Annotated in this window: 6 protein-coding genes, 5 tRNA genes and 1 pseudogene; all 12 read left to right on the top strand. The window is 43.1% G+C overall.

Features of this window, described 5'->3' with window-relative positions; all coding sequences use genetic code 11:
- Nucleotides 1–15 precede the first annotated feature (15 nt).
- The 12 genes and pseudogenes from SRA_RS09840 to SRA_RS09780 all read left to right on the top strand — a co-directional run bounded on the left by SRA_RS09840 (nt 16) and on the right by SRA_RS09780 (nt 11,837).
- Nucleotides 16–96, top strand: a tRNA-Tyr gene (locus SRA_RS09840).
- Between the two features lie 4 nt (nt 97–100).
- Nucleotides 101–171, top strand: a tRNA-Trp gene (locus SRA_RS09835).
- 15 nt (nt 172–186) lie between these two features.
- Nucleotides 187–259: transfer RNA gene (locus SRA_RS09830), tRNA-His, on the top strand.
- A gap of 6 nt (nt 260–265) precedes the next feature.
- Nucleotides 266–337 (top strand) — tRNA-Gln (locus SRA_RS09825).
- A 7-nt stretch (nt 338–344) separates the two neighbouring features.
- A tRNA-Leu gene (locus SRA_RS09820) sits at nt 345–428 on the top strand.
- 321 nt (nt 429–749) lie between these two features.
- The gene (locus tag SRA_RS09815) at nt 750–5,144 is read left to right on the top strand and encodes a PolC-type DNA polymerase III (protein WP_003090422.1); all 4,395 of its coding nucleotides are present in this window, start codon (nt 750–752) and stop codon (nt 5,142–5,144) included.
- A 178-nt stretch (nt 5,145–5,322) separates the two neighbouring features.
- Nucleotides 5,323–5,751 (top strand): MarR family winged helix-turn-helix transcriptional regulator, encoded by a 429-nt coding sequence (locus SRA_RS09810; protein WP_003090420.1) that lies wholly within the window; start codon nt 5,323–5,325, stop codon nt 5,749–5,751.
- A gap of 78 nt (nt 5,752–5,829) precedes the next feature.
- Nucleotides 5,830–6,384, top strand: coding sequence for an NADPH-dependent FMN reductase (locus SRA_RS09805; RefSeq protein ID WP_003090418.1), 555 nt, complete (start codon nt 5,830–5,832; stop codon nt 6,382–6,384).
- A gap of 133 nt (nt 6,385–6,517) precedes the next feature.
- Nucleotides 6,518–7,870, top strand: a pseudogene (locus tag SRA_RS10075) (IS3 family transposase).
- 250 nt (nt 7,871–8,120) lie between these two features.
- Complete coding sequence (locus tag SRA_RS09790) at nt 8,121–9,089, top strand: thiamine pyrophosphate-dependent dehydrogenase E1 component subunit alpha (protein WP_003090416.1); 969 nt, start codon at nt 8,121–8,123, stop codon at nt 9,087–9,089.
- A 120-nt stretch (nt 9,090–9,209) separates the two neighbouring features.
- On the top strand, nt 9,210–10,211 hold the full coding sequence (locus SRA_RS09785; protein ID WP_003090415.1) for an alpha-ketoacid dehydrogenase subunit beta: 1,002 nt from the start codon (nt 9,210–9,212) through the stop codon (nt 10,209–10,211).
- A 240-nt stretch (nt 10,212–10,451) separates the two neighbouring features.
- Entirely contained in the window at nt 10,452–11,837 is a 1,386-nt protein-coding gene (locus tag SRA_RS09780) for a dihydrolipoamide acetyltransferase (protein WP_003090412.1), read from the top strand.
- The last annotated feature ends 53 nt before the right edge of the window (nt 11,838–11,890 follow it).

The raw sequence follows: 11,890 nt of genomic DNA, 5'->3' as shown, positions 1-11,890 counted from the left end.
TAGTATATAATTTTTGGAAGGGTAGCGAAGAGGCTAAACGCGGCGGACTGTAAATCCGCTCCTTCGGGTTCGGGGGTTCGAATCCCTCCCCTTCCATACTACGGGCATAGTTTAAAGGTAGAACTAAGGTCTCCAAAACCTTCAGTGTGGGTTCAATTCCTACTGCCCGTGTTCCATAGTATTTTGGCGGGTGTGGTGAAGTGGTTAACACACCAGATTGTGGCTCTGGCATGCGTGGGTTCGATCCCCATCACTCGCCTATTATTGGGGTATAGCCAAGCGGTAAGGCAAGGGACTTTGACTCCCTGACGCGCTGGTTCGAATCCAGCTACCCCAGTTTATTTGCCGGCGTGGCGGAATTGGCAGACGCGCTGGACTCAAAATCCAGTGTCCGCAAGGACGTGCCGGTTCGACCCCGGCCGCCGGTATAGTACTAGCTCAGTAGAAAGTTTATTCTACTGGGTTTTTTCAATGCTTTCTTGATGAATTCTGCCCTCTGTCTCATTTTTTCTCCCAAATGACTTCTTTTATGATTTCTCTGCGTTTTTGAATGTTTTAACTGCTGTTTTATCATTGTATGTCCATAAACTTTGATAAGCCTTTGACTATCTTTATGCGAAAATTTTAGTGGATAGTTAATAGTTCCGGGTCTAATGGTTGTTTCATCACTTGGACAGGAGTTTTGACTTTTGTCTCGTCAATAGTTTTGAATTATGATAGAATAGAAATAGTAATTGTGAGGAATTGATATGTCAGAAATGTTTAAAAAACTGATGGATCAGATTGAAATGCCGCTTGAAATGAAAACTTCAAGGGCTTTTTCGTCTGCCGATATTGTGGAAGTCAAAGTCTGGCCTGAGAGCAGAGTCTGGGATTTTCACTTTTCCTTTGACGCTATCTTGCCGATTGATCTCTATCAGGAATTATCGAACCGTCTTGTTTCTAGCTTTGAAAAGGCTGATATTAAGGCTGTTTTTGACATTGAGGTGAAAAATCCTGATTTTTCTGACGAGCTTTTGCAGGCTTATTATCGGGAAGCTTTCGAGCATGCTTCTTGCAGCAGCGCCAGTTTTAAGAGTTCCTTTGCTCATTTAGAGGTCTCTTATGATGGGGATAAGGTACTTATTGCTGCACCGCAGTTTGTCAATAATAATCATTTTCGTCAAAATCATCTGCCTAAACTTGAACAACAATTTGAGCGCTTTGGCTTTGGGCAGCTGAATTTTGATATTATTTCTGATCAGGCAATGACTCAGGAACTCAAAACTCATTTTGAGGCTTCCCGTGAGCAGCAGCTTCAAAAGGCCAGTCAAGAAGCTTTACAGGTTCAGAAATCTTTGGAAGCGTCTATGCCACCTGCTGAAGAGTCTCCTAAACCTGTTTATGATTTTAAAGAACGCATCAAAGAGCGGCAAAAGGCTTTTGATAAAGCGGATATTACGCCCATGGCTGAAGTTGAGACAGAAGAAAATCGCATTACATTTGAAGGGATGGTCTTTGATGTTGAACGCAAAACAACAAGAACCGGCCGTCACATCATCAATTTTAAAATGACCGATTATACTTCCAGCTTTCCTATGCAAAAATGGGTAAAAGATGATGAAGAACTTAAAAAGTATGAGATGATTACCAAGGGGTCTTGGCTGCGGGTACGCGGGAATATTGAAAATAATCCCTTTACAAAGGCTTTGACCATGAATGTGCAAAATGTCAAGACCATTGTCCACCAAGAGCGCAAGGATCTGATGCCTGAAGGAGAAAAGCGTGTTGAGTTTCACGCTCACACGAATATGTCAACCATGGATGCTTTGCCAACTGTTGAGCAGTTAGTATCCAAGGCTGCTCAGTTTGGCCATAAGGCAGTAGCTATTACTGACCATGCTAATGTGCAGAGCTTTCCCCATGGTTATCACGCAGGCAAAAAGAATGGTATCAAGGTTTTGTTTGGCTTAGAAGCAAATCTTGTCGAGGATCGTGTGCCTATCACTTATAACGAGATTGATCTGGACATGAACGAGGCGACCTATGTTGTTTTTGATGTGGAAACAACAGGGCTTTCAGCTGTCAATAATGATTTAATCCAAATTGCTGCATCTAAGATGTATAAGGGAAATATTGTTGAGCAGTTTGATGAATTTATCGATCCAGGATACCCTCTCAGTCAATTTACAACTGACTTGACTGGGATTACTGACCAGCATGTTAAGGGAGCAAAGCCGCTTCTGCAAGTTTTGCAGGAATTTCAGGACTTTTGTCAGGACACAGTTTTAGTTGCCCACAATGCAACCTTTGACGTTGGCTTTATGAATGCAAATTATGAGCGCAATGGTTTGCCGACGATTACGCAGCCTGTTATTGATACCTTAGAGCTTGCTCGCAATCTTTATCCTGAATACAAGCGCCATGGTTTAGGACCTTTAACGAAACGTTTTCAAATCTCTTTGGAACACCATCACATGGCTAATTATGATGCGGAGGCAACGGGCCGCCTGCTCTTTATTTTCCTTCAGGAGGCTAAGGAAAAGCATGGTGTTAGCAATCTTTTGGACCTGAATACCAAGATTGTTGATGATGATTCTTACAAGAAAGCTCGTGTTAAGCATGCTACTATTTATGTGCTCAATCAAAAGGGCCTGAAAAATCTTTTTAAACTGGTCAGTCTATCTCACGTAACGTATTTTTCCGGTGTGGCCAGAATACCAAGAACCGTGCTTGATGAGTATCGTGAAGGTCTGCTATTGGGGACAGCCTGCTCAGATGGTGAAGTCTTTGATGCGGTCTTATCAAATGGGATTGATGCCGCTGTTGAAGTGGCTAAGTACTATGATTTTATTGAGGTTATGCCGCCTGCTCTCTATGAGCCCCTTTTGGCCCGTGAATTGATTAAAGATGAAGCAGGACTTGAACAGATTATTAAAGACCTGATTGAAGTTGGACGGCGTTTGGATAAGCCGGTTCTGGCGACAGGTGATGTTCATTATTTGGAACCGGAAGAGAGCATTTACCGTGAAATTATCGTCAGGAGTCTGGGGCAGGGAGCTATGATTAACCGTCCGATCGGCCGCGGCGAAAATGCTCAGCCGGCTCCTTTGCCCAAGGCACATTTTCGAACGACAAATGAAATGCTGGATGACTTTGCCTTTTTGGGAGAAGAGCTGGCGCGCGAGATTGTCATAAAAAATCCTAATGACATGGCAGAGCGTTTTGAAGACATTGAGGTCGTTAAGGGGGATCTTTATACTCCGTTTATTGAAAATGCCGAGGAAAAAGTTGCTGAGATGACCTATGAAAAAGCCTTTGAAATCTATGGTGATCCTCTGCCTGACATTATTGATCTGCGTATTGAAAAGGAATTGACTTCGATTTTGGGGAACGGCTTTGCGGTGATTTATCTAGCTTCGCAAATGCTGGTAGAACGCTCTAATCAACGTGGGTATTTGGTTGGCTCGCGGGGGTCTGTTGGCTCAAGTTTCGTGGCAACCATGATTGGGATTACAGAGGTTAATCCTATGCCGCCTCATTATGTCTGCCCGAACTGCAAGAACTCAGAATTTATTACAGACGGATCTGTAGGCTCTGGCTATGACTTGCCGGATAAGAATTGTCCTGAGTGCGGTCACAAATATCAAAAAGACGGTCAGGATATTCCTTTTGAGACCTTCCTAGGTTTTGACGGGGATAAGGTCCCTGATATTGATTTGAATTTCTCCGGCGATGATCAGCCAAGCGCTCATTTGGATGTCCGCGATATTTTTGGTGAAGACTATGCCTTTCGTGCAGGTACTGTAGGTACTGTTGCCGACAGAACAGCTTATGGTTTTGTTAAGGGCTATGAGCGGGATTACGGGAAATTTTACCGCGATGCTGAGGTGGATAGATTGGCTCAGGGCTCAGCCGGTGTAAAGCGGACCACTGGTCAGCACCCGGGAGGAATTGTTGTTATCCCTAATTATATGGATGTTTATGATTTCACACCCGTGCAGTATCCTGCTGATGATTTGACGGCTGAATGGCAGACAACCCACTTTAACTTCCACGATATTGATGAGAATGTCCTTAAGCTTGATGTGCTGGGCCATGATGACCCGACCATGATTCGGAAGTTACAGGATTTGTCCGGCATTGACCCTAAAGAAATTCCTGCTGATGATCCAGACGTCATGAAACTGTTCTCCGGGACAGAAGTTTTAGGAGTAACTGAGGAGCAGATTGGAACACCGACTGGAATGTTAGGAATCCCTGAATTTGGAACTAACTTTGTCCGTGGCATGGTTGATGAAACCCACCCTACAACTTTTGCAGAGCTTCTGCAGCTCTCAGGACTCTCCCACGGGACAGACGTCTGGCTGGGAAATGCTCAGGATCTGATTAAGCAGGGGATTGCGACGCTGTCAACGGTTATCGGCTGTCGGGATGATATCATGGTTTACCTCATGCACGCAGGTTTAGAACCTAAGATGGCCTTTACTATTATGGAGCGTGTGCGTAAGGGTGCCTGGTTGAAAATTTCTGAGGAAGAGCGCAAGGGCTATATTGCAGCTATGCGTGAAAACAATGTTCCTGACTGGTACATTGAATCCTGCGGAAAAATCAAGTACATGTTCCCCAAGGCCCATGCAGCAGCTTATGTATTGATGGCTCTGCGTGTTGCTTATTTCAAGGTCCATCACCCTATCTACTATTACTGTGCCTACTTCTCAATCCGTGCCAAAGCCTTTGAGCTCAAGACCATGAGTGCCGGTCTGGGTGCTGTTAAGGCTCGGATGGCTGATATCAGTCAGAAAAGGCGCAACAATGAAGCTTCCAATGTTGAAATTGACCTTTTCACAACTCTGGAAATCGTCAATGAAATGCTGGAGCGCGGCTTTAAATTTGGACAGCTAGATTTGTATCGAAGCGAAGCAACTGAATTTCTTATTGACGGTGACACTTTAATACCGCCTTTTGTAGCCTTGGAAGGTTTGGGTGAAAACGTTGCTAGACAGATTGTTAAGGCTCGCAGTGAGGGAGAGTTTCTTTCCAAAACTGAACTGCGCAAACGCGGCGGTTTGTCATCTACCTTGGTTGAGAAGATGAGTGAGATGGGCATACTTGGCAATATGCCAGAAGACAATCAATTATCACTTTTTGACGACATTTTCTAAACTCTCTGTAACACCGGAATATACTTGTTCCGGTGTTTTGTTATCGACAGCTAGTTTTTACGAGCAAGGGATTTCTGGCAGGATGAAGGGAGACAGTGATTAAAAGCAGGAGATTTTTCTTGCCAATAGCACTAATTAGTAGTAAAATAAGAGGGATACTAATCATAGGAGGAGTTATATGGGTGATTTAGATAAGAATCCCGCAGTCAAGGCTATGGTTGTTTTTCGCAAAGCCATGCGAACAATTGATGCCCAAGTTGCTCCTAGCTATAAGGATAATGGTCTGACACCGACACAGTTTGCTGTTTTGGATGTTTTGTATGCTAAGGGAGAAATGACAATCAGCCACTTGATCTCTTCTATATTGGCGACATCTGGCAATATGACAGTCGTTATTAAAAATATGGAGCGCAATGGCTGGATTTACCACAAGCCCGATCCAAAAGACAAGCGTGCTCGGCTTGTTGGCTTGACTGAGAATGGCAGACAGCTGATTCAAAAGGCTTTGCCTGAACATATTGCTATGGTAGAAAAGTCCTTTTCAGTCATGACCAAAGAAGAGCAGCTGATTCTGATTGACCTGCTGAAAAAATTTAAAAATCTTTAAGAACAAGCAGTCATTGTAGAAAACAAAGATAGTTTATTACTGCTATCTAGTTATAAATTAAATTTTTAAGGAGACATTATGTCAAAGAGAATTCTATTCATTGTTGGTTCATTTAGTGAAGGATCATTCAATCGTCAATTAGCTAAAAAAGCAGAAGAAATTATCGGGGACAGGGCCCATGTTTCTTATTTAGATTACGAGCGTGTTCCCCTGTTTAATCAGGATTTAGAGATGCCGGTGCACCCGGAAGTTGCTCACGCCCGTGAAGAAATCCAAGAAGCGGATGCCATCTGGATTTTTTCACCGGTTTACAATTACGCTATTCCAGGTGTGGTTAAAAATTTACTTGATTGGCTGTCACGCGCCCTTGATTTGTCAAATCCGACAGGCCCTTCAGTTCTTCAGGATAAAGTAGTAACCGTTTCGTCTGTGGCAAATGGTGTATCATCGGAAGAAGTTTTTAAAGATTATCGCTCTTTGCTGCCCTTTATCCGAATGAATTTGGTTGATCAGCTAACAGGCGTTCCGATTAATCCAGAAGCTTGGGAAACTGGAATCCTTGAAGTTTCAGAAGAAAAATTAGCAGAACTGTCCAACCAAGCAAATGCCTTGCTGTCTGCCTGCGATAATTAAGACAGCTTGCTTAAGTGAATTTTTTGGAAAAAGGCTGAGACTTTGCGATGTTCCTGCAAAAAAGGGGCTCGCAGATGTTGAACTGCACCCCAAAAGTTAGACAGAAAAATCTAACTTTTGGGGTGTTATTTTTATGAAATTGAGTTATGAAGATAAAGTCAACATCTATGAGCTACGGCAAAATGGTGAGAGCATCAAGTCTTTGTCAGAACAGTTTAGTGTTTCAAAATCTGTTCTCCAATATCTGATTAGACTGATTGACAAGTATGGAATTGACATTGTCAGGAAAGGGAAAAATACCTATTATTCTCCAGAATTAAAGCAAGAAATGATTGATAAAGTTCTGATGGAGGGTCAGTCTCTCAATCAAGTAGCTCTTGATTATGCTCTTCCAAATCAAGGCACTCTTCCCAATTGGATAGCGCAATACAAGAAAAACGGGTATACTATTTTTGAGAAAGCAAGAAGGAGGCCGCCAAAGATGGGGCGTAAACCAAAGAAGACCTGGGAAGAGATGACGGAGCTGGAGCGACTTCAAGAAGAAAATGAACGGCTTAGAACGGAGAATGCCTACCTAAAAAAGTTGAGGGAATTGCGCCTGAGAGACGAAGCCTTAGCGCGCGAAAGGCAGAAACAGTTAGAGAAATGGTTGATGGAGGATTCCGACTAGACCTGCTGCTAAAAACGGCTAAACTGCCCCGTGCTACCTACTATTACCAACTTAAACAGCTGGTTAAAGAGGATAAGGACAAGGCTCTAAAAGATGAAATCTGGGCTATCTTCGAGGAGCATAAGGGAAATTATGGTTACCGTAGGATTCATTTAGAACTGCGCAATCGTGGCTATGCCATTAATCATAAGAAGGTGCAGCGTCTCATGCAGGAGTTAGGCCTATCTGCCCGTAGTCGTAAGCGTAAAGACATACAAGTCTTACAAGGGTGACGTGGGCAAGAAAGCTCCTAATCTGATTAACAGGGCCTTCGAGGGCTCGAAGCCCTTTGAGAAGTGTTATACAGATGTGACCGAATTCGTTTTACCAAATTGCTCTGAAAAACTTTATCTGTCTCCCGTCCTTGACGGCTATAACAGCGAAATTATTGACTTTACCTTGTCCCGTTCGCCCAACCTCATGCAGGTCAAGATTATGCTTGAGAAGGCATTCCCTGAAGAATCTTATCAAGGCACCATTGTCCATAGTGACCAAGGCTGGCAATACCAACATGAGGCCTACCATCGTTTTCTTGACAGTAAAGGCATACGTCCGTCCATGTCTCGAAAGGGGAATAGTCCTGACAATGGTATGATGGAATCCTTCTTTGGAACACTGAAATCTGAGATGTTTTATGGATTGGAGAAAACGTTTAAATCGCTGGATCACTTAGAACAAGCTATTACTGATTATATTTTTTACTACAACAACAAACGAATCAAGGCAAAATTAAAAGGACTTAGTCCTGTTCAGTACAGAACCAAATCCTTTCACTAATATTTTTGTCTAACTTTTTGGGGTCAGTACATGTCTCAGCTTTTTTAGCTATTAGCAGAGCTGGCTGTTTCTTGGGGCAATCCGAAAAATATTGGATGCAGTGTTTTAAAAGTTCAAAAAAAGTTTGTGAAATAAATAATTAAGAACACAGAAAAACCCTTGTTTTAGGCCTAGAAAGCGGTTAAAATTCTTGCGATTTGTGAAATTTTAGTCTATGATAGAAGAGTAAGAAAGAATTTTGGAGGTTGTTATGGTAACTTTATCTAAAGAACAATATTTGGATATGTTTCTAAAAATGCAGCGTATCCGCGATGTTGATATGAAACTTAATAAACTTGTCCGCCGTGGTTTTGTACAAGGGATGACACACTTTTCAGTCGGAGAAGAAGCGGCTTCGGTCGGTGCGATTGCCGGTCTGACAAATCAGGATATTATCTTTTCGAATCACCGCGGGCATGGTCAGACTATTGCTAAAGGAATTGATATTCCTGCGCTTTTCGCAGAGCTGGCTGGTAAGGCAACAGGTTCCTCTAAAGGCCGCGGAGGTTCTATGCACTTGGCCAATCTTGAGAAGGGTAACTACGGAACCAACGGGATTGTTGGCGGCGGCTATGCTCTGGCAGTTGGTGCTGCTTTGACCCAGCAGTATGAAGAGACAGGCAATATTGTTATTGCTTTTTCAGGTGATTCTGCAACAAACGAAGGGTCATTTCATGAATCTGTCAATCTGGCTGCAGTTTGGAATCTGCCGGTTATCTTCTTTATTATCAACAACCGTTACGGAATTTCTACGGATATTAATTATTCAACTAAGATTCCTCACCTTTACCTGCGTGCAGATGCTTATGGTATTCCGGGATATTATGTTGAAGACGGCAACGATGTTATTGCTGTTTACGAAAAAATGCAGGAAGTGATTGACTATGTGCGAGCAGGCAAGGGTCCTGCTATCATCGAAGTTGAGTCTTACCGCTGGTTTGGACATTCAACTGCTGACGCTGGTGCTTACCGTACCAAGGAAGAAGTAGATGCCTGGAAGGCTAAGGATCCTCTGAAGAAATACCGTACTTATTTGACAGACAATAAAATTGCTAGCGATGAGGAGCTCGATGCTATTGAAACAGAGGTTGCCAAGGAAATTGAAAAGGCTGTCAAATTTGCTCAGGACAGCCCAGAACCAGAACTTTCAGTGGCTTTTGAAGATGTCTGGGTTGATTAAGCCATCTTGTCAAAAACAGCCTGAGAACTGTAACAGTTAATAGGCGGAGCAGCATTTGTGCCCGTGCTCTGTGCTTAGAAAAAAAGAGCAGTTTACTTTTTGATAGAGGAGAGAATTTAAATGACTGAAACAAAAGTAGTAGCTTTGCGCGAAGCAATCAATCTTGCGATGAGCGAGGAGATGCGCAAAGATGATAAGGTCTTCCTGATGGGAGAAGATGTCGGTGTTTACGGCGGGGACTTCGGTACTTCTGTTGGTATGCTGGCGGAGTTTGGCGAAAAACGTGTTAAAGATACCCCAATTTCAGAAGCTGCTATTGCAGGTTCTGCTGTTGGTGCTGCTCAGACAGGGCTTCGTCCAATTGTAGACTTGACCTTCATGGATTTTATTACAATTGCTATGGATGCTATTGTCAATCAAGGAGCCAAGGCTAATTACATGTTTGGAGGCGGACTGAAAACCCCTGTGACCTTCCGCGTGGCATCAGGTTCAGGAATTGGTTCAGCTGCCCAGCACTCACAGTCTTTGGAAGCTTGGCTGACGCATATTCCGGGGATTAAGGTTGTTGCACCAGGAACGGTTAATGACAGCAAGGGCTTGTTAAAATCTTCCATCCGCGATAATAATATTGTTATTTTTATGGAGCCTAAGGCTCTTTATGGCAAGAAAGAGGAAGTTAATTTAGATCCTGATTTCTACATTCCGCTCGGCAAGGGGGAAATAAAACGCGAAGGAAGCGATGTGACGATTGTATCGTACGGCCGTATGCTTGAGCGTGTGCTTCAGGCAGCCGATGAGGTCGCAGCTGAAGGAATCAGTGTCGAAGTAGTGGACCCTAGAACTCTAATTCCGCTTGATAAAGACTTGATTATTAACTCTGTCAAGAAAACTGGCAAGGTTATCCTGGTCAACGATGCCTATAAGACAGGCGGTTTTATCGGTGAGATTGCGACTGTGATTACTGAAAGTGAAGCTTTTGACTATCTGGATGCACCAATCATCCGCCTTGCTTCAGAAGATGTGCCGGTTCCATATTCCAATGTTCTGGAGAATGCAATTTTACCAAATGTGGAAAAAATTAAAACAGCTATTTACAAGCAGGTTCGTAAAGGCAGAGGCTAATGGGAAAATAAATTGAGCAGAAGAATAAGAGCAAATGACTGCCTTATTCTTGCCCAAAATCTGTTTGACCGCTGGGGTGATTCAGCTATCACACTGGCTATAGCTAAAAAGGCTGCAGCAATTTATTTGGATAGAACAGTGTAAGCTTTAGAAATTGTGCAGTCTCTACATGTAAAAACAATAAAATAAGAATTGGAACAGCTCTGTTCTAATCTTGATTTTATAAAGGAAGGAAAAGAAATGGCAGCTGAAATCATTATGCCAAAGCTCGGTGTAGACATGCAGGAAGGTGAAATCATCGAGTGGAAAAAACAAGAAGGCGATGAGGTCAAGGAGGGGGATATCCTGCTTGAAATCATGTCTGATAAGACCAATATGGAAATCGAAGCCGAAGATTCAGGTGTTCTTTTAAAAATTGTTAAAGGTGACGGAGAAGTTGTCCCGGTAACGCAAGTGATTGGCTATATCGGTGCAGCCGGTGAAGTGGTTGAAACAAAAGAAACTTCATCGCAAGTAAGCCCAGCTTCTCAAGAAGACAGCCCAGCGTCTGTTGAAAAAACGCCAGCAACTTCTTCTCCAGCAGTTGCTGCAGCTCCTCAAGGGAGTGGTAAAGTGCGGGCAACACCTGCAGCACGCAGAACTGCGCGTGAGCTAAATATTGACCTCAGTCAGGTTCCGGGTACAGGTGCGAATGGGCGCATTCATCAAGATGATGTTGAAGATTTCAAAGCAGCTCAGCCTAAGGCAACTCCATTAGCTCGGAAAATGGCTGCAGATAAGGGGATTGATTTAGCTGGTGTTTCAGGCACAGGTTTTGATGGTAAAATTGTCAAAGAAGATATCTTAGCGGTACTTGAGACAAGCAAGCCTGCTGAAGAAAAAACTGCTGCAGCTCCTGTTGAAAAAGCGGCAGAATTGCCAGAAGGTGTTGAAGTTATTAAGATGTCAGCTATGCGCAAGGCAGTTGCTAAAAGTATGGTTAACTCTTATCTGACAGCACCAACCTTTACCCTCAATTATGATATTGATATGACAGAAATGATTGCTCTGCGAAAAAAACTGATTGATCCTATTATGGAAAAAACAGGTCTGAAAGTCAGCTTTACCGATCTTATTGGCATGGCGGTTGTCAAAACCTTGCTGAAACCTGAGCATCAGTACCTCAATGCTTCTTTGATTAATGATGCGACAGAAATTGAACTGCACAAGTTTGTCAATCTAGGTATTGCCGTAGGCCTTGATGAAGGCCTTCTTGTGCCGGTTGTTCACGGAGCTGATCAGATGAGTCTATCAGAGTTTGTTGTGGCATCAAAGGATGTCATCAAAAAAGCGCAGACTGGCAAGTTAAAAGCGGCTGAAATGTCCGGTTCAACATTCTCCATCACTAACTTGGGAATGTTTGGCACCAAGACCTTCAATCCGATTATCAATCAGCCAAATTCAGCTATTTTGGGTGTAGGTGCGACTGTTGCGACGCCGATAGTTGTTGACGGCGAAATTGCTGTTCGGCCGATTATGGCTTTATGTCTGACCATTGACCATCGTATTGTCGATGGAATGAACGGGGCCAAGTTTATGGTTGACTTGAAAAAATTACTGGAAAATCCATTTGAGCTTCTAATCTAATAGTTGTAAAATGGTGAGCATAAACAGGTAAACGACATTATTATTCTAGAGTT

Origin of the sequence: Streptococcus ratti FA-1 = DSM 20564 (genome assembly GCF_000286075.1) — a bacterium.
Classification (GTDB): Bacteria; Bacillota; Bacilli; order Lactobacillales; family Streptococcaceae; genus Streptococcus; species Streptococcus ratti.
Note: the sequence above shows the minus strand (reverse complement) of the source record. Positions and strands in the feature narration are given on the sequence as shown.

Excerpts from the sequence above, each read along its gene's own strand:
- SRA_RS09805 (WP_003090418.1), top strand. The coding sequence starts at position 5,830 with ATGTCAAAGAGAATTCTATTCATTGTTGGTTCATTTAGTGAAGGATCA.
- SRA_RS09780 (WP_003090412.1), top strand. The coding sequence starts at position 10,452 with ATGGCAGCTGAAATCATTATGCCAAAGCTCGGTGTAGACATGCAGGAA.
- SRA_RS09810 (WP_003090420.1), top strand. The coding sequence starts at position 5,323 with ATGGGTGATTTAGATAAGAATCCCGCAGTCAAGGCTATGGTTGTTTTT.
- SRA_RS09790 (WP_003090416.1), top strand. The coding sequence starts at position 8,121 with ATGGTAACTTTATCTAAAGAACAATATTTGGATATGTTTCTAAAAATG.
- SRA_RS09785 (WP_003090415.1), top strand. The coding sequence starts at position 9,210 with ATGACTGAAACAAAAGTAGTAGCTTTGCGCGAAGCAATCAATCTTGCG.
- SRA_RS09815 (WP_003090422.1), top strand. The coding sequence starts at position 750 with ATGTCAGAAATGTTTAAAAAACTGATGGATCAGATTGAAATGCCGCTT.